Below are 18,748 nucleotides of genomic sequence, written 5' to 3'. Positions count from 1 at the left end.
TATGCAGATTTCCAAGACGAAATATTCCCGCCGCACCCTGATCGGCTCGCTCGCCGCACTAAGTGGGGCCGCCGCCCTGCCCATGCCCGCCTGGGCAATGGGAAAAATGGGCGGCATGGTTCGCAAGGGCATGGACGAACTGTCCGGTGCGAAGATCGATCTCCATATCGGCAGCGGCACGTTCGCCACCGGCGGGCGGTCCGGCCATGCGATCGCGGTCAACGGCACGGTGCCGGGGCCGCTGATCCGGTTGAAAGAAGGCGAGCCAGTGCTGCTGTCGGTCCACAATATGCTCGATGTCGACAGTTCGGTGCACTGGCACGGACTGCTGCTGCCGTTCCAGTTTGACGGCGTGCCGGGGATCAGCTTTCCCGGGATCAAGCCGGGCGCGCGCTTCGACGTACCGCTGACCCCGCGCCAGTCGGGCACCTACTGGTGGCACAGCCATTCCGGACTGCAGGAACAGGCCGGCCATTATGGGCCCCTGATCATCGATCCGGCCGGTCCCGATCCGGTGCAATATGACCGCGAGCATGTCATTCTGCTGAGCGAGTTCACGCCGATGCACCCGCACAATATCAAGAAGAAGCTGAAGGTGTCCGAGGGCTATTTCAGCCGGCAGAAGACCAGCGCCAGCGACGATTATCCGCTGAGCGCGGAAGAGCGGCTTATGTGGGGGCGGATGCGGATGATGCCGACCGACATCGCCGATGTCTCGGCGCCGAATTACACATATCTGATCAACGGCCATGGACCAGAGGACGGGCTCGAGCTGCCGTTCGTACCTGGCGAGCGGGTGCGGCTGCGGATCATCAATGGCAGCGCGATGACCTTCTTCAACGTTCGCCTGCCCGGCCTGACGATGACCGTGGTGCAGGCGGATGGCCAGAATGTGCGGCCGGTTACGGTCGACGAACTGCAGATTGGGGTGGCCGAGACCTATGACGTGATCATGACCCCGACCGAGGCGGGCGCCTTTGCGCTGGCGGCGGAGAGCATGGATCGCAGCGGCATGGCGCAGGCGACGCTGACCTCACAACCCGGGCGCAAGGCCAGCTTCCCTGCCCTGCGCGATCCGCCGCTGCTGTCGATGGTCGATATGGGGCATGGCGGAATGGATCACGGCGGCAGCCACCAGAAGCCGGTCGAGCCGATGGATCATGGCCAAATGGACCACGCCGCCATGGGCCATGCGATGCCGACCGCAACCCCGACCGATGCGCATGGTGGACATGACATGGGCGCGATGGACATGTCTGGCGGGATGAATATGCGCGACACGAGCTTGCTACCCGACAGCGTGAAGGTCGGGCCGGGGATCGACATGGTGGCGATGGCACCGCAGGACCGGACCGGCTATCCGGGGCTGGGGCTGGGCGATGTGCCGCACCGGGTGCTCAACTACCGGATGCTGCAGTCGCTGGAGCCGGACCATCGCCAGCGGGCGCCCGAGCGGGAGATGGTGCTGCATCTGACCGGCAATATGGAACGCTATATGTGGTCGTTCGATGGCAAGAAGTTCAGCGCGGTGGGCGATGATCCGATCCGCTTTGGCTTTGACGAGCGCGTGCGGGTGAAGCTGGTCAACGACACGATGATGGCGCATCCGATCCACCTGCACGGGGTGTTTTTCGAGCTGGTCAATGGCCAGGGGCACCACCAGCCGAAGAAGCACACAGTGATCGTCCAGCCGGGCAGCAGCGCGACCATCGACGTGACCACCGACGAGCCGGGCGACTGGGCCTTTCACTGCCATCTACTCTACCACATGCACGCCGGAATGATGCAGACGGTCAGCGTTGCCTTTCCGGAGGGCGTGTGATGGCTCGGGTCCTTGCAACATTACTGGCGACATTGACCGCTGCCTCGCCCGTGATGGCGCAGGATCATGATCAGATGGACCATAAGCAGATGGACCATGGCGGGCAGCAGATGCCGGCCGAGGAGACAGAGGCGCCGGAAGTCGATCATAGCCAAATGGACCATGGCGCAATGGGGCATGGGAGCCCTGCCCCCGCTCCGTCCGCCGCCTCCCCCCGTGCGGAGACCGGACGCCCCAATGCCGCGGACGCGATCTGGGGAGCCGAGGCGATGCGCGCGTCGCGGGAGGCGGTCCATGCAGAGCATGGCGACATGCGGCTGTTCTGGTTCCAGGGCGACCGGCTGGAATATCGCGCGCGGGGCGGCGATGACGGCTATCTGTGGGATGTGCAGGGCTATTATGGCGGCGATCTGAACAAATTCTGGTTCAAGAGCGAGGGCGAAGGCAGCTTTGGCGAACCGGTCGAGGATGCCGAGGTGCAGGCGCTGTACAGCCGGGCGATCGCGCCCTTTTTCGATCTGCAGGCCGGAGTAAGGCAGGACCTGACCGGGCCGGAGCGGACCCACGCGGTGATCGGCGTGCAGGGACTGATGCCCTATATGTTCGAAATCGATGCCGCCGCGTTCCTGTCGACCAGGGGCGACCTGACGGCGCGGATCGAGGCGGAATATGATCAGCGCCTGACCCAGCGGCTGATCCTGCAGCCGCGCGCCGAGGTCAATCTGTCGGCGCAGGATGTTCCGGAGCTGGGCATTGGCAGCGGCATCGACAATGTCGAACTGGGGCTGCGGCTGCGCTACGAGATCGTGCCGGAATTTGCGCCTTATGTCGGCGTCGAACAGGAATGGAAGCTGGGCGGCAGCCGGGACTATGGCCGGGCAGCAGGTGAGGATGCAAGCATCACCAATTATGTGGTGGGGGTGCGGTTCTGGTTCTAGATCTGTTTCACCCATTCCGTTTGCCCTGAGCTTGTGGAAGGGCTTGCTAAGGGTGCTTCGACAGGCTCAGCACGATCGGACCATGATATTCAGACGCAGGTCCGGGGTGCGCTAGTCCGCTGTCGATTTTTTGCGGGTCAGGCTGGCGAGCAGCCTTGCCACCAGCAGGCCGAGCGCGATGGCAAGGACGTCGGCGCCAAAATCCAGCCAGTCGGCCTCGCGGCCGAAGCCCATGGCCAGTTGCAGCAGTTCGATGGCGCCGCCGAGCAGCGTCAGCAGAAGGAACAGCAGCGGGAGCCTGGCCTGCGGCCACAGCAGGCGGGCCATCAAGGACAGAGCGAAAAAGGCCAGAATATGGTTGGACTTGTCTTCCGCAAAGACGCTGGGCGCGTATTCGGCGGGCATTAGGGCCAGCGCCAGAATGACGCCGAGCAGCAGCCAGAACGCGAGGCGGAGGATGGTTAGAATTTTCATCGGGGTCACCTAAGGGAAGGACCATTGCCCATGGGTTAACGGGGGGCATCAAGTCAACCGTTCGCGCCGAGACTGTCGCGGGGCAGAGTGCGTGCAGGGTGCTTCGACGGGTTCAGCACGATCGGGAAATGGCGGTCGGGCTGGTGATATAGAGATCGGCTCTCAATTCACCCCGCGGTCCTGCCCTTCCCAATAAGGCGCGCGCAGTTCGCGGCGCAGGATCTTGCCGCTGGCATTGCGCGGCAGTTCCGGAATCACGTCGACCGTTTTCGGCACCTTGAAGCCGGCAATGCGCTCCCTCGCCCAGCTGATGATGCTGTCGGGGTCGATATCGCCGGCGTCGGCCCTGGGCGAAATCACCGCCTTCACCGCTTCGCCCCATTTGGCGTCGGGGATGCCGATCACCGCGACCTCGTTGACCTGCGGATGGCCGAAGATCGCATTCTCGACCTCGGCGGGATAGACATTCTCGCCGCCGGTGATGATCATGTCCTTGACCCGGTCCTTGATGTAGAAATAGCCATCGTCGTCCATCACCGCGGCATCTCCGGTGTAGAGCCAGCCGTCGGCGTCGACGGTTTCCGCGGTCTTTTCGGGATTGTTGAAATAATGCAGCATGTTGAGGCCCGATCTTGTGGCGATTTCGCCGATCGTCCCCGGCGGGACTTCCTGCCGGTTTTCGTCGACAATCTTCAGCTCTACGCTGGGCAGCGCAATGCCGATGCCGCGCATCCGCTCGTTGCCGGCCGGATCATGGTCCTCGGGCGGCAGGATGCAGATCGTGCCGGTGGTCTCGGTCATGCCATATTGCTGGCAGAACAGCGCCTTGGGCATGGTCTGCAGGCACTGGCGCAGCAGTTCCAGCGGGATCGGCGCGGCGCCATAGGTGACGCTGCGGACGCTGGAGAAATCGGTCTGCTTCGCGCGCGGCCAGTTGACCAGCATCTGCAGCGCGGTGGGCACAAGGAAAAACTGGTTGAGCCCCTTGTCGATGCAGTCGAGCACGCTGTCGGGATGGAACTCCGGGATCACCATCATCGTCGCGCCATTGTAGAAGGCGATCGGGCCAATGCCGGAGCCGGCGATATGGGCGCAGGGCATGACCGCAAGCGTGCTGTCGCCGGGCTTGAGGTCGATCCAGGCATGTTCCGGCTTGTCCTCGACCAGCGGCCTGAGCTTGAACAGATTGTCATTGGTCAGCACCGCACCCTTGGGATTGCCGGTGGTGCCGGAAGTGTAGAGTTGCAGCACGCCCTCCGCCGGGTCGGTTTCGGGCAGGTCGCCGGGGGCGGTGTCGGCGACAAAATCGCCGAGGGTCGGCAGATCGGTACCGGATTGGGTGCAGATGATCCGTGGTTCATGGCCGGCGGCGGCGGCCGCCTGTTTCGCGACTTCGGCAAAGCCCGGCTCGCAGATCAGCAGCGGCGCGCGGGTGTCCTTCAGCACATAGGCGACTTCGGGCGCGGCGAGACGCCAGCCGATTGGCGCGATTACCAGGCCGGCGCGGCTGGCGGCGGCGAACAGGGTAAAATAGAGGCCGCTGTTCTTGCCCAGCCAGCAGATGCGGTCGCCTCGCGACAGGCCGGCACCGGTGAAGGCGCGGGCATATTCGGCGGCACGGCGGTCGAGTTCGGCATAGCTGACCAAGCCGTCGGCATCGTCGATCGCGATATTGTCGGGCGTCTTCGCCGCCCAGTGGGTGATGGACGAGCCCATGCAGCGTCTTGTCTCGGTCATTCATCCGCTCCGATCTATTTTGACACCCTGTTAATCGGGCGATTAAGCGATGGCAAGGGGAACGGGGCGAAGGGCCAAGTTTAGCCCGTCCATTTCAAAGGAGCGGCATTTACGCCTTTCTGTACACCAAAGAAATATTGTTGGCCGGCATTTCGGTCAGGCTTTCGCGGGCGAAGCCGGTGCGAGCCGCCAGCGCGTCCATGTCGGCGACATCGCGCAGGCCCCAGCGCAGGTCGCGGCTTTTCAGGCTGCGTTCGAAGGCGAGATTGCCGGGCGCGGTCTCGACATCGGCGCGCAGATAGGGGCCATAGAGATAGAGCGGCGCGCCGGGATCGAGCAAGGTACCGGCCTTTTCGAACAGGCCGATGCTGGATTCCCAGGGGCTGATATGGACCATGTTGATGCACAGGATCGCCGCCGGTTCCGGGATATCCCATTCCCTTGCCTGCGCATCCAGCGGCAGCGGCGGCAGCACATTGGGTACGGCCTCCCGCTGCGTCCAGGCAGCGATCGACTGGCAGCAGTCGGGGTCGGGGTCGCTGGGCTGGAAGGTCAGATCGGGGAAACTGCGGCCGAAATAGACGATATGCTCGCCGGTGCCGCTGGCCACTTCGAGGACCAGCCCGCTGGGCGGCAGGATGTCCCGGAGCACGGCGACAATGGCATCGCGGTTGCGCATGGTGGCGGGGGCGTGGCGCTGTTCGCCCGGCGGGGTTTCGCCGACAATCCAGGGCTTGGAATCAGACATGGGCAAGGGACTCCGAAGACCGACGCCGCCAGATGGCGGCGAGGAAGCTGCCGATCACGACATGATAGACCGCCGATATCGCGCTCGGCACCGGTGCAAGCGCGGCCTGCAGCGGGCTGGCGAACTGGGCGGCGAAGCCGGAAGTGGCGGTAAGGCTGGAGCCAAGGCCGCTGTTCTGCATGCCGACCTCGATGCTGATCGTGCGGCTTTCCTCCTCGCCGAAGCCGATCAGCCGGGTGATCAGATAGCCGAGGCCGAAGCCGAACAGATGGAGCAGGAATATCGCCAGCATCAGCACCCCGAAATGTTGCTCGATCAGCGCCTTGCTGTTGGCGATGAAGCCGCCGACGATCAGCACGACGACGATTACCGAGGCGAGCGGCGAGATTCGTGCGATCCGGTCGGTCAGCCGGGGCAGATAGCGGTTCAGCAGGACACCGGCGATGACAGGCAGCAGCACGATCGAGACCATGTTGAGGAACAGGTTCCACTGGTCGATCTCGACATATTTGCCGGCCAGCAGCCCCGTGAGTATCGGAGTCGCGATAACCGCCACAAGGGTCGAGGCCATGGTCATCGTCACCGACAGCGCCAGATTGGCATTGGCGAGATAGGCAACGACATTGGAGGCGGTGCCGCCGGGGCAGCAGGCGACCAGGATCAGGCCGACGGCGAGCCCGGTCTCCAGCCCGAAGGCCATGGCCAGGCCGATCCCGGCCAGCGGCATGATGGTGAATTGCAGGGCCACGCCTGCCCCGATGCATTTCGGCATCCGCGCGATCCGGCGGAAATCGGAGAAAGACAGGGTCAGGCCCATGCCGAGCATGATCAGTCCGAGGAGGACGCTGACCAAGGGCTGGCCGAGCGGGCGGAAGCGGCCGTCGACCACCCAAATGAAATGGTCGGGCACAAACCATGCCCAGGCTGTCCCCAAAACTGTCCACAGGGCGAAAAGATTGGTGAGGCGGTGGATCATCGGGCCACGTTTGTCATTGCGAGCGCAGCGAAGCAATCCAGAGCGGCGCGCGCGGCTCTGGATTGCTTCGTCGCTCCGCTCCTCGCAATGACGGAGACCGCGTGTTTTTCCGTTCCCCTCAAACTCCCCTCCGCATCCCTATTCCGCCGCTTCGGCAAAATCCTCCGGCTCTGTCCACACCAGCACCGGCTTGCGCGCGGCCTGGGTTTCGTCCAGCCGTCGGCGCGGGGCGAAATGAGGGGCGGACTTGAGCAGCTCGTCCCCTGCCCTGGCGCGCGCGGCGACCGAGCGGAAGGCGCCGATGAACTGGTCGATCGCCGCCTTGCTCTCGGTCTCGGTCGGCTCGACCAGCATCGCGCCGTGCACCACCAGCGGAAAATACATGGTCATTGGATGATAGCCCTCGTCGATCATGCCCTTTGCAAGGTCGAGCGTGGACAGGCCGTTGGTGAAGCCCTTGTCCGAAAACAGGGCCTCGTGCATGCACGGACCGCTGTGGGCGAAGGGCGCGTCAAGAATATCCTCGAGGCTGCGCAGGATATAATTGGCATTGAGCACGGCGTCCTCCGCGACCTGCTTGAGGCCGTCGGCGCCGTGGCTGAGTATATAGGTGAGCGCGCGGGTGAACATGCCCATCTGGCCGTGGAAGGCGGACATCCGGCCAAAACTGTGGGGATGATCCTCGCCCGCGGTTTCCTCCTCGATCAGGCGGAGATGGCCATCGGCGTAGCGCGCGGTGAACGGCAGCGGGCCATAAGGCGACAGCGCCTCGGACAGCACCACCGGCCCCGAACCGGGACCGCCACCGCCATGGGGAGTCGAGAAGGTCTTGTGCAGGTTGATGTGCATGGCATCGACGCCGAGATCGCCGGGGCGGACCTTGCCGACGATGGCGTTGAAATTGGCACCGTCGCAATAGACGAAGCCGCCAGCGGCATGGACCGCGTCGGAAATCGCCTTCATGTCCGGCTCGAACAGGCCGCAGGTATTGGGGTTGGTGATCATCACGCCAGCGACATCGGGGCCGAGTCGCGCCTTGAGTGCCTCGAGATCAACCCGGCCGTCGCTGTTGGCGGGGATATCCTCGACCTTGTAGCCGGCAAAGGCAGCGGTCGCGGGGTTCGTACCATGGGCGCTTTCCGGCACCAGGATCACCTCGCGGGCGTCGCCGCGCGCCTCGAGCGCGGCGCGGATGCACAGGATGCCGCACAATTCGCCGTGCGCTCCGGCCTTTGGTGTCATGGCCACGCCGTGCATGCCGGTCAGCTCGATCAGCCAGACGGCCAGTTCGTTGATCACGCCGAGCGCGCCCTGCACGCTTTCCACCGGCTGCAGCGGATGGATATCGGCAAAGCCCTTCAGCCGGGCGATTTTCTCGTTGAGCCGGGGATTGTGCTTCATGGTGCAGCTGCCGAGCGGAAACAGCCCGACGTCGATCGCGTAATTCTGGCGGCTGAGTCGGGTATAGTGGCGAACGGTCTCGCCCTCGGAGAGGCCGGGGACCGCGATTGGCGTCTTGCGTTCGAGCCCGCCGAGGCGGCTTGCAACGTCGGGGGCTTCGGGAAGATCGACACCGGTGCGGTCGGGCGAGCCGATCTCGAAGATCAACGGTTCGTCGACCATCAGTGCGCGATTGCCGGTGTGGGTGGGGATGGCGGCCTGTTCGGGCATGATCAGATTTTCTTCCTGCTTGGTGGGACGGCCTTCGGCGAGCATGGTCATGCCAGGGCTCCTTCCAGGGCTGTGGCCAAGGCCTCGACATCATCCTCGCTGACGGTTTCGGTGACCGCGACGATCAGGCCGTGGGCGAGCGCGTCAACCTCGGGATAGAGGCGGCCAAGCGACACGCCGGCGAGGATGCGCTGATCCGCCAAGGCGCGCACGATCGGCCGCGCATCCTTGTCAAGAACCAGCGTGAACTCGTTGAAAAAGCTTTCATTCATCAGCTTGACTCCGGGGATGGCCGCCAGCCGGTCGGCAGCCTGAACCGCCTTCTTGTGGTTGAGCATCGCCAGCTGGCGCAGGCCCTTTTCACCAAGCAGGGTCATGTGCGCGGTAAAGGCCAATGCGCACAGGCCGCTGTTGGTGCAGATATTGGAGGTCGCCTTTTCGCGGCGGATATGCTGTTCGCGGGTCGACAGGGTCAGGACGAAGCCGCGCTTGCCCTCGGCATCGACGGTTTCGCCGCACAGCCGGCCAGGCATCTGCCGGACATATTTCTGCTTGCAGCCGAACAGCCCGACATAGGGTCCGCCGAATTGCAGGCCGACGCCGAGCGACTGGCCCTCGCCGACGACGATGTCCGCACCCATTTCGCCGGGCGAGCTGATCGCGCCCAGCGCCACCGGCTCGGTGACCACCGCAATCAACAGCGCCTTGTGCGCCTTTGCCTTGTCGGCGAGCGCGGACAGGTCGGCGATACGGCCGAGGATATCGGGATATTGGACGACGACGCAGCTGGTCTCGTCGTCGATCTGGTCGAGCAGGGTTTTGCCATCCGTCGCGGCGTCGAACTGCGGCGGGTCATAGGCGATGGCATCCTTGGTGAACTTGGCCATGGTTTTGGCCACCGACACATAATGCGGGTGCAGGCCCGCGGAGAGGATCGCCTTGCTGCGCTTGGTGATCCGGCCGGCCATGGTGATCGCTTCCCAGCAGGCAGTCGAGCCGTCGTACATCGAGGCATTGGCGACATCGACACCGAACAGGCGGGCGACCTGGGTCTGGAACTCGAACAGGGTCTGCAGCGTGCCCTGCGCGATTTCCGGCTGGTAGGGCGTGTATGCGGTGAGGAACTCGCCGCGCTGGATGATATGGTCGACGCTCGCCGGGACATGGTGCCGATAGGCGCCGGCGCCAAGGAAGAAGGGCATGTCGCCGGCGGCGTGGTTCTTTTTCGCCAGCGCCTTCATATGCGCTTCCACCGCCATCTCGCCCGCGTGCATCGGCAGGCCGTGGATCGGGCCGGTCAGCCGGGCTTCCTCTGGCACATCGACGAACAGATCGTCGACCGATTGCGCGCCGATCGTCGCCAGCATTGATTGCCGGTCTTCGGGGGTCAGCGGGAGATAACGCATTTTTGTTTTCCTTCACTAAAGCCCCTCCCGTTAGAAGAAGGGATTGGGGTGGTTTGGTGCCGCTTGTCGATGCGCGAGCGATGCGGATGCATCGCCACCACCCCTTGATCCCCTCCTCTGAAGAGGAGGGGAGAATATTTACAAGCCGTCGACGAACGCCTTGTAGGCTTTTTCGTCCATCAGGTCGTCGAGCTCTTCCTTGTCGGAGAGCGTCAGCCGGAAAAACCAGCCGTCTTCCTCGGCCGAGGTGTTGACCAGTCCGGGCTCTTCCTCGAGCGCCTCGTTGACCTCGATTACCTCGCCCGACACTGCGGCATAAACGTCGGAGGCAGCCTTGACCGACTCGACGACGGCGGCATCATCACCCTGTTCCAGCTCGGTGCCAACTTCCGGCACTTCGACAAACACGATGTCGCCCAGCTGTTCCTGCGCATAGTCGGTGATGCCGACAGTCGCGGTGTCGCCTTCGACCTCAACCCATTCATGTTCATCGGTAAAATATCGGCTCATCGTCTGGTCCTCTTCTGGTTATGCTATGGCTTGGGTTTGCGGTGGTAGTTATGCGGTACAAAAGGCATGTCGGCGACCGTGCAGGCGATAGCCCTGCCGCGCTGCTCGACCGTGATCGCGGTGCCGCTTTGCGCCAGCGCCGTCGGCACATAGGCCATGGCGACGGGCCGCTGGAGAGTCGGCGAGAAACCGCCGCTGGTGACACTGCCAATGGCCGCGCCCGATGCATCGATCACCGCTGCCCCTTCGCGAATGGGCTGGCGGCCGTCGACGAACAGACCGACCCGCATTTTTTCCGCCTTGTCCGGATATTGCGCCAGCACCTGTTCGGCACCGGCAAAATTGCCCTCCTCGCGGCGCGCCTTTGACAGGGCAAAGGCCAGATTGGCTTCGACCGGCAGGATAGCGGCATTCATGTCGTGGCCGTAGAGCGGCAGGCCGGCTTCCAGCCGCAGGCTGTCGCGCGCGCCCAGACCAATCGGACGGACTTCTTCCAGATCGGTCAGGGCATTGGCAAGAGCGACCGCATGTTCGGCGGCAATGCTGATTTCAAAACCATCCTCGCCGGTATAGCCCGAGCGGCTGATGCCGAGCGGGATGTCATTCCAGAAAAACGATCCGGCCTCCATGAAATAAAGCCCGGCGGAATCGGGGACCAGGTTCGCCAGCGCGGCACCCGCTTTCGGTCCCTGCAGCGCCAGCAAGGCCGCATCCTCAAGATGGTTGAGCGTCAGGTGGCCGGGCAGCTGGTCGCGCATATAGGCGATATCGTCATGCTTGGTCGCGCCGTTGACCACCAGATAGAGATGGTTGCCGGTGTTGGTGACCATCAGATCGTCGAGAATGCCGCCATCCGGGGCGAGCAGCAGGGTATAGCGGATCTTGCCCGCGGCCAGCGCCGACAGGTTGCCCGGGGTGATTTTTTCCAGCGCTTCGGCAGCGCCTTCGCCGATCAGTTGCAGCTGGCCCATGTGGCTGACATCGAACAGGCCCGCTTCGGTGCGGGTCCAGATATGTTCGGCCATCACGCCTTCATATTGTACCGGCATTTCATAGCCGGCGAAGGGCACCATCCGTGCGCCGAGCGCGCGGTGCCAGTCGCCGAGCGGCAGTTGTTTCAGATTGTCGGTATTTTCACTCATATTTTTTCCGCATCAAGAAGACAGCCCGCAGAAAAGCCCTGCAAAACTGCCCCCTCTGTCACGGAACCTGAGAGTTTCATCCCTTTTCGTCAAGATTTCGGCGGACGGGTCCACGATCACTTGAGCCACGAGGACTTACCCCTTCGGTGGTCCGCCGACGCTGAAAGCCATGGCGGACTCTTTCCAGAGTGCTTGTGAAGCGGTTGCGGTCCGGTGGCCTGAGAGTTTCCGGGGCGGTTGCTCCTTCGGCGGCTATTCGGTCTGTTGGGACAGAAAAACACTCTCCCGCAACGCCTCATGATCCCCGCCCGGAGGCCGGGATCAAAAAGCAGTCTCTTGAGTGGATCAGCGGGTGAATGGAGTCAATGATTCTGTTGTGCGGTGCGGAATAAATTGCCGGAGCAGACGAATCCCGGTTGAGCGCAGCTGCAACGCTTCAAACCATCGCCCAGATCGCGTCATTTTCGTGGACAAAGGTTCCAGGAGCGCTCTGCGCCATCAGCACGGTGATGGCAGCAGCGACATCGCTGGCCAGGATCGATCGGTAGCGACGGAGCTTGCCGTGCAGCAGCAGATCGAGCAGCGGGCTGGCAGCAATGGCGAGGCTTTCGCCCAAGCGGTTGTCATTGGTCCGCTCGCCGCGCAGCAGGCCGGGGCGGATGATATCGAGACGCTCGAATTTCTGCGCGCGGAGCAGGTCTTCCGCCTCGCCCTTAGTTTTCAGGTAGAAGCTGGAGGCGCTGCTGTCGGCCATGGTCGAGGATATGGCGATACAATGGCGCGTGCCGGCGGCCCGGGCGGCGGTGGCCACGGCACCGACCAGATCGCGGTCGACGGCGGCAAATTCCTCTTTTGACCCGGCCTTTTTCATGGTCGAGCCGAGGCAGGAAATCACGATGTCCGGCCTGATCCCGGCAATCGTCACGGGCCAGTTTTCCTGCAGCTGAACATGGATTTTCGCCTTGCCGACATCCTCCCGATACGGCCGCCGGACCAGCAGATGAAGCTGGCTGTCCCTGCCCTGCTCCAGCAGCTTTCGGGTCAGCAGGCCTCCGATCAGGCCGGTCGCACCGACAAGCAGGATTGTGTCGGACATTTATTGTTTCCCTCGAGACTGGCTATGGACAAGCCATCATAGCAGCGAAGGCTGCCATCCAAACCGATTTTTTGCCGGGAAGCTGCATTGGGTCAGGCCCCAGCCTCCGCCGGGCAACACGTTCAATTGGGTGAAGGATGTTCGCCGAATATTTCCGCATGCCGGTTTCGGGCATAGCGGTCGGTCATGCCTGCCAGGAAATCGGCGATGTGGCGGATACGCGCCGGTTCTTGCGCTGGCAGAGCCGCGGCCCAGTCGCTTGGCATCAGTTCCGGTTTATCGCGGTAGGCGGTGACCAGGTCTGCAATCATCCGCTTGCCCTCTTCCGCCGCCGCCATCTGCTGCGGATGATGGTAGAGATTATCGTACATGAATCGCTTCAGAGTCCGTTCGCGGTCCGCCATGGCATCGGAAAAGCCGCCGATCATCTGACCTGCCTGGCGCACGTCTTCCGTGGATTTCACACCCAGCGCCGCAATCCGCGCCGTCGTGGTTTCCAGCACATCATTGGCCATCAGGCCGATCTGGTCACGGATCAGTTCGGGCAGCAACCGGTCATGGGACACATCCGGGAAACGGTCGCAAATATTCTGCCAGCGCTCGGCGATGAACGGCAGTTCAAGCAACTGGTTCAAGGTCAGCAGCCCGGCGCGCATGCCATCGTCAATATCATGATTATCATAGGCGATATCATCGGCGATTGCCGCAACCTGCGCCTCCAGCGACGGCCAGCTGCCGAGGTCGAGATCCATCGCCTGGTTGGCTTCGGCCAGCGCCCAGGTCGGCTCCGCGACCGGTCCGTTATGCTTGGCCAGCCCCTCGAGCATCTCCCATGTCAGATTGAGCCCGTTCCACCGCGGATAGGGCGTTTCCAGCAGGGTCAGGGTCCGGATCGTCTGGGCGTTGTGATCGAATCCGCCATGGTCGGCGAGCGCCTCTTCGAGGGCATCCTCCCCGGCATGGCCGAAGGGTGGATGGCCGATATCATGGGCGAGGCAGAGCGCCTCGGTCAGATCCTCGTTGAGTCCGAGCGAACGCGCCAGCGTTCGGCCGATCTGGGCGACCTCGAGACTGTGAGTGAGGCGGACCCGGTAATGATCGCCATCGGGGGCGACGAAGACCTGGGTCTTGTGGCGCAGGCGGCGGAAGGAGATCGAATGGATAATCCGGTCGCGGTCGCGCTGGAACGCGTCGCGCGGGCCGCGTGTCACATCGCGCTTTTCATCATGCTGACGCCCCCGGCTGTGCGCCGGATCGCTGGCATAGCTTTGCAAGCCTGTCATTTGGTCAGCTCGTTAACCTCGACACCATCGGCGCTGGCCCAGGCAAAGCCGTCGCCACCGTCCTTGCGCAGGTCCGCTTCAAAGGCCTTGGCCGCCTTGAAATCGTCGAACGGGCCGACCACCATCCGCCGGGTCGCTCCCCATGGCGAAGTCCATGCCTTCTGGCTCTTGAACAGGTCAGGCTGCTTCTTGTTCATCCGGCGCCAGTCGAATTTCAGTGCGTTGAGATTGGCGCCGGTGGCAATCTGGACCCAGTAGCGTTTGGGGTGGACCGGTTCCTTTGGCTTGACCGGAGCCTTCTCGACCGGCTTGGGTTCGATCTTGGGCTTCGGCTTGGCGGGCTGGATCGCCGCCAGATTGACCGGCACCACCTGGCTTCTGGTTTCCTGCTCGGGGATCTTGATGCCGCTGATGATATCGGCGAGCGGCCTTATGGCCGGTTCTGCGGCAGCCAGATCCCCCTGCGCCGGCTGCGAGCGGGCGAGGTCGAAATTGATCAGATTGACGGGACCTTCAGCGCGATTCTCTGGGGCGGACGAGTCCCTCGCGGCAGGGCCAGTGGTCGGCAGCGGCGCGATCGCCGGGCTTTGCTGAACGGGCTTGCGCCCAGCGATCTCGACCTTGCGCTCAACCGTTTGCGAAACCAGCGCCGGCTGGGCACCAGCCCCGAGGCTGGTCGCAAAGCCGGGGGTCGCGCCTGCGCCATCCGACGTCGCCGCGGCAGTGGCAATGGGCGCCGGCACGTTCGCTTCCGGTGCGGGGCGCGCATTCTCCGGCGGTGGCGTCACCGAAGGCGGAGTGGGTGCCGGGTCAGAACCCTGCAAACCGGCTGCTCGAACGCCGATGGCAGCGGCTGGTGCGGGCAGGTCGGTCCGGGCGAGACGAACGACTTCGTTTTTCTTCGGCTCGCGACCGGACTTGCGGTCCGCCGTGCGGCGCTCGGCAATGCCAGGGCGACGACGCGGCGACTTGTCCGGCATCGCCAGCACCTTGGGACGATCGGCGTTGGCGCCCAGCGCTTCGCCAACGGGGATGAGACCCGCATCCGCGCCATCGCCGCCCCGAGCTGCCATGGACGAAGCCAGCTGAACCGCAGCGACATCCACCCCAACATTCTCGCCGGCAGGGAAATGGCCAAAATGGACCGCCGCGGCCTTCTGCGCCGCGGTCAGTTTCGGCATACGGGCGAGAAACGGCTTTATTGCCTTGGCCATCTGCCGCTCCATCGTTTGCTCGACGATTTCCTCCGCGTCCTTCTTGCGGCCGTTCATGGCGTAGATAAACGCCCGGTTGCGCCAGGCATCCCGATCGCTTTTCTGCAGCAGGGGATTGAGCTGTTGCTCGGCGCGGTCGACCTGACCGCTGATCCCCAGCGAAATCGCGTATCGTCCGACCAGCTCGTCGGTGCTGCCATTGCGCATCGCCAGCTCATAGTCCTTTTGCGCATCAAGGTTGCGCCCGATCAGGTCATAGGCAAGACCGCGATCCGCAGCGATCTCGCGCGCCGCTATGCCATTGGCCACGGCCTGGTCGAAATAGCGGATCGCACCAAACGGGTTTTCTTCCGCCAGCAAGGCCCGGCCGAGCCCTGCCTTCACCCGGCCGCTGGACGAATAAATCTGGTCGGCCTTCGCCAGAAAACCGATGGCGGCGCGCAGATCGCCCAGTTCGAGCGCCGCCAGCCCGGCATCTGCCAAGGCCGACGAATCGTTCGAATCGATCGCGATGCGACGCAGCGCATCCTGCAGATTCTCACTATTGGATAGCGAGCCGGCCTGAGCCAGAGCGGGCAGCTGCGGAACGATCGCGACCACAGGCAGCGCTGCCATCGCCAGCAATATTTGGAATCGGTATTTCACAAAACTCATAAAGGATCGATTGCGCATGAAATCAATCGTTCCCGCAAGTCGGTAAGGCCAATGGTGGCACGCGAAAGACAAACCCCCTCGCCATTCCCCATTGCGCGGGCAACAAGGCTAACGAGCCTCGGCCCTACTGATTGTTCTGGCGATTCAAAAAGCGCGGGATGTCGAGCGGATCGCGGGACTTGTCGTCTTCGCCATCGTTGTCATCATCGCCTTTGGACCCGCCGCGGGTGAGATTGGACATACGCTCGAACAACGTGCCGCCGCTGGTCGCAACGCGCGGTGCCGGCGCTGCCGAACCGCGCGAGGGAGCGACCGGCGACTCTTCGGAATCGTCCGGCTGGATGGCATCGTTGCCGAGCACCAGTTCGTCTTCGTCCGCTTCGGGTTCCGACGAGGACATTCCCGGCGTCAGCGATGCGAATGATGGGGTCGAAACCGTATCGTCGTCGTCATCGCCGTAGGTTGCGACCGGAGTGGCTGACGCCACGGGCGCCGCTGGCGCTTCCGGCTCTGCCTGCGCGACGGGTTCGGATTCCGATTCTGCTTCCACTTCGGGTTCCTGAGCCGTGTCCGCTTCGCTCTCGTCGCTCGCAATGGAGGACGCAAAGCTGGAAACCGGCGCCGCTTCTTCCTTGTGGCGTGACGCGCTGCCCATGGCAAAGGATGCCGGCGGTGCCGTTGATGAGGTGCTGCCTTCGCTGTCGATGCCGGTGGCAACGACGGAAACGCGGATACGGCCGTCGAGATTGGGGTTGAAGGCGCTGCCCCAGATAATGTTGGCGTCGGGATCGACCAGCTCGCGGATATGATTGGCGGCTTCGTCGACTTCCATCAGGCGCATGTCTTCGCCGCCGGTGATAGAGACGATGACGCCCTTGGCACCCTGCATCGAGACGCCGTCGAGCAGCGGGTTGGCAATGGCCTTTTCGGCCGCTTCGAGCGCGCGTCCGTCGCCTTCCGCTTCGCCGGTGCCCATCATTGCCTTGCCCATTTCGTGCATCACGCTGCGCACGTCGGCAAAGTCGAGGTTGATCAGGCCTGGCATGACCATCAGGTCGGTGATGCCGCGAACGCCCTGCTGCAAGACTTCATCAGCGAGCAGAAAGGCTTCCTTGAACGTCGTGTTCGGATTGGCGACCAGGAACAGGTTCTGGTTCGGGATGACAATCAGCGTGTCGACATTCTTCTGCAGCTCTTCAATGCCTGCCTCGGCCGACTTCATGCGGCGCGTGCCTTCGAAGGTGAACGGCTTGGTCACGACACCGACGGTCAGAATACCGCGATCGCGTGCCGCCTTGGCAATGACCGGAGCGGCGCCGGTACCGGTGCCGCCGCCCATGCCGGCGGCGATGAAGCACATATGCGTGCCTTCCAGGGCCTGCTCGACGAGGTCGATGGTTTCTTCGGCCGCGGCGCGACCGACTTCGGGACGGGATCCGGCGCCAAGACCCTGCGTGATATCGGGGCCCAGCTGGATGCGCCGCTCGGCGGTGGAGCTGTTGAGCGACTGCGCATCGGTGTTGGTGACGATAAAATCAACGCCCTCGACCTGCGCGGCGATCATGTTGGCAATGGCGTTGCCGCCCGCTCCGCCGACTCCGATAACCGCGATTTTCGGCTTCAGTTCTTCGACTTCCGGTGGGCCAATATTGATACTCATCTCACTGTCTCCCGAGACATTTTATCGTGCTGTAATATTTGTTTCACGCTTTGCACAAATTTCGCGACGGAATCACCCGAAAAGTTAATTTATTTTCATCAAATTTCTAAAAATTTCCCCGGATCGCCTGCATCAGCCGTCCGATCACCGCTGATCCACCATATTTGTGCACATTCTGATGGCTTCCGGCCAGATAGCGAAGGTCCACCGGCTCCTGCGACGCATAGAGAGCCAGTCCCGCGAGACCGGCAAAGGCGGGACCGCTATGCGCTTCCGGCAGGGCGCTGAGGCCGGCCGGACGACCGATGCGCACGGTGCGTCCCAGCGCGGACTGGGCATAGTCGGCGATGCCCTTGAGCTCGGCGCCGCCGCCGGTTAGGACAACCTGCCGGCCGACCGGCCCGGTAAAGCCAAGCTCCTTCAGCGACCGCCCGATTTCGCCAATCAGATGGTCGAGCCTTTGCCGGATTACCGCGATCAGCTGCGCCCGGGTAATTCGCCCCTCCTCTTCGGAACCCTCGCTGGTCTTGTCGACATCAAGATTGATGACATCATGATTGTCGCGCGGGCTGGTGGTGGCGGAACCGTAGAAACATTTGATCCGCTCGGCCTGCGCGCGCCGCAGACCGAAGGACGAGGCGATATCGTCGGTGATATCGGCGGCGCCATAAGGCAGTGTGGTCAGGCCAACCAGCATGCCGCCGGCGAAAAGCGAGACATTGGTCACTTCCGCGCCCATCTCGACCAGCGCCACGCCCAGTTCGCGCTCTTCGCGCGACAGGCAGGCCGTGCCCGCGGCAATCGGCGAGGCGACGATCGACTTCACGTTCAGATGAGCCCCGCGCACGCTCATCTCGATATTGCGGACCGGCGAAGCTTCGGCGAGGATGACGTGAATGTCCACGCCGAGCCGGTCGGCGTGCAGACCTTTGGGTTTCTTGACCCCGTTCAGGCCATCGAGCGTATAAAGTGCCGGTTGCGCGTGCAGCACCATCTTGCCTTTCGGGTCAATACTGTTGCGACCGGCATCGAGCAAAAGGTCGATATCATCCTGTTCGATCCGGTGGCCGCCCAGTTCGGTTTCGACCGAAGTCAGCAGGCTCTGCAGGCCGCCCGCCGAAAAGCTGACCCAGACGTCGTCGATATTGGTCCCGGCGATCCGCTCCGCCTGTTCCACCGCATCGCGGACGTCCATCTCGGTGGTCTCGGTATCGGCGATATAGCCCCGCTTGACGCCCTTGCTGGCGCGCTGCCCGGTCCCCAGAACGGTCAGTTCGCCATTGTCCATGCGCCCGGCAATCATTGCCGAGATTTTCGAGGACCCGATATCCAGTGATGTGAAGATTTTTTCTACGCGCGCTGCCATTCGACTAACCCTTCACCTTTATTTCCATCCGAACCATGCCACCAACGATTG

At 63.2% G+C, this 18,748-nt stretch carries 15 protein-coding genes and 1 riboswitch; of the genes, 2 read left to right on the top strand and 13 right to left on the bottom strand.

Annotation, left to right across the window (positions count from 1 at the left end; translation table 11 throughout):
• Position 1 precedes the first annotated feature (1 nt).
• Positions 2-1,822 carry a copper resistance system multicopper oxidase gene (locus tag V7650_RS00635; protein ID WP_335654306.1) on the top strand — a complete coding sequence of 607 codons (1,821 nt, stop codon included), beginning with the start codon at positions 2-4 and terminating at the stop codon, positions 1,820-1,822.
• Entirely contained in the window at positions 1,822-2,760 is a 939-nt protein-coding gene (locus V7650_RS00630; protein ID WP_335654305.1) for a copper resistance protein B, read from the top strand. The genes V7650_RS00635 and V7650_RS00630 overlap by 1 nt, the downstream gene beginning before the upstream one ends.
• Before the next feature lie 111 nt (positions 2,761-2,871).
• Here V7650_RS00630 and V7650_RS00625 read toward each other — a convergent pair whose 3' ends face one another.
• The 13 genes from V7650_RS00625 to ftsA all read right to left on the bottom strand — a co-directional run bounded on the left by V7650_RS00625 (position 2,872) and on the right by ftsA (position 18,697).
• On the bottom strand, positions 2,872-3,234 hold the full coding sequence (locus V7650_RS00625) for a hypothetical protein (RefSeq protein WP_335654304.1): 363 nt from the start codon (positions 3,232-3,234) through the stop codon (positions 2,872-2,874).
• A 162-nt stretch (positions 3,235-3,396) separates the two neighbouring features.
• Positions 3,397-4,971 (bottom strand): long-chain-fatty-acid--CoA ligase, encoded by a 1,575-nt coding sequence (locus V7650_RS00620; protein WP_335654303.1) that lies wholly within the window; start codon positions 4,969-4,971, stop codon positions 3,397-3,399.
• Between the two features lie 109 nt (positions 4,972-5,080).
• Positions 5,081-5,719, bottom strand: a complete 639-nt coding sequence (locus V7650_RS00615; protein ID WP_335654302.1) for a DUF938 domain-containing protein — start codon at positions 5,717-5,719, stop codon at positions 5,081-5,083.
• Complete coding sequence (locus V7650_RS00610) at positions 5,712-6,629, bottom strand: bile acid:sodium symporter family protein (protein ID WP_335654301.1); 918 nt, start codon at positions 6,627-6,629, stop codon at positions 5,712-5,714. The genes V7650_RS00615 and V7650_RS00610 overlap by 8 nt, the downstream gene beginning before the upstream one ends.
• 204 nt (positions 6,630-6,833) lie before the next feature.
• A complete protein-coding gene (gene gcvPB / locus V7650_RS00605) occupies positions 6,834-8,417 on the bottom strand; it encodes an aminomethyl-transferring glycine dehydrogenase subunit GcvPB (RefSeq protein ID WP_335654300.1) in 1,584 nt (527 codons plus the stop codon).
• Complete coding sequence (gene gcvPA, locus V7650_RS00600) at positions 8,414-9,772, bottom strand: aminomethyl-transferring glycine dehydrogenase subunit GcvPA (RefSeq protein WP_335654299.1); 1,359 nt, start codon at positions 9,770-9,772, stop codon at positions 8,414-8,416. The genes gcvPB and gcvPA overlap by 4 nt, the downstream gene beginning before the upstream one ends.
• Positions 9,773-9,910: 138 nt before the next feature.
• Positions 9,911-10,282 (bottom strand): glycine cleavage system protein GcvH, encoded by a 372-nt coding sequence (gene gcvH, locus V7650_RS00595; protein WP_335654298.1) that lies wholly within the window; start codon positions 10,280-10,282, stop codon positions 9,911-9,913.
• Positions 10,283-10,305: 23 nt separating this feature from the next.
• Positions 10,306-11,424, bottom strand: coding sequence for a glycine cleavage system aminomethyltransferase GcvT (gene gcvT / locus V7650_RS00590; RefSeq protein WP_335654297.1), 1,119 nt, complete (start codon positions 11,422-11,424; stop codon positions 10,306-10,308).
• Positions 11,425-11,620: 196 nt separating this feature from the next.
• A riboswitch (glycine riboswitch) is annotated at positions 11,621-11,722 on the bottom strand.
• A gap of 138 nt (positions 11,723-11,860) precedes the next feature.
• Positions 11,861-12,520, bottom strand: coding sequence for an NAD(P)H-binding protein (locus V7650_RS00585; protein WP_335654296.1), 660 nt, complete (start codon positions 12,518-12,520; stop codon positions 11,861-11,863).
• 122 nt (positions 12,521-12,642) lie between these two features.
• Positions 12,643-13,803 carry a deoxyguanosinetriphosphate triphosphohydrolase gene (locus V7650_RS00580; RefSeq protein ID WP_335654295.1) on the bottom strand — a complete coding sequence of 387 codons (1,161 nt, stop codon included), beginning with the start codon at positions 13,801-13,803 and terminating at the stop codon, positions 12,643-12,645.
• A complete protein-coding gene (locus V7650_RS00575; protein WP_335654294.1) occupies positions 13,800-15,671 on the bottom strand; it encodes an SPOR domain-containing protein in 1,872 nt (623 codons plus the stop codon). The genes V7650_RS00580 and V7650_RS00575 overlap by 4 nt, the downstream gene beginning before the upstream one ends.
• Before the next feature lie 124 nt (positions 15,672-15,795).
• Positions 15,796-17,331 (bottom strand): cell division protein FtsZ, encoded by a 1,536-nt coding sequence (gene ftsZ, locus V7650_RS00570; protein ID WP_335654293.1) that lies wholly within the window; start codon positions 17,329-17,331, stop codon positions 15,796-15,798.
• 106 nt (positions 17,332-17,437) lie between these two features.
• Positions 17,438-18,697, bottom strand: a complete 1,260-nt coding sequence (gene ftsA, locus V7650_RS00565) for a cell division protein FtsA (protein WP_335654292.1) — start codon at positions 18,695-18,697, stop codon at positions 17,438-17,440.
• Between the last annotated feature and the right edge of the window lie 51 nt (positions 18,698-18,748).

The organism is Parasphingorhabdus sp. (assembly GCF_036964565.1).
Taxonomy (GTDB): Bacteria; Pseudomonadota; Alphaproteobacteria; order Sphingomonadales; family Sphingomonadaceae; genus Parasphingorhabdus.
Note: the sequence above shows the minus strand (reverse complement) of the source record. Positions and strands in the feature narration are given on the sequence as shown.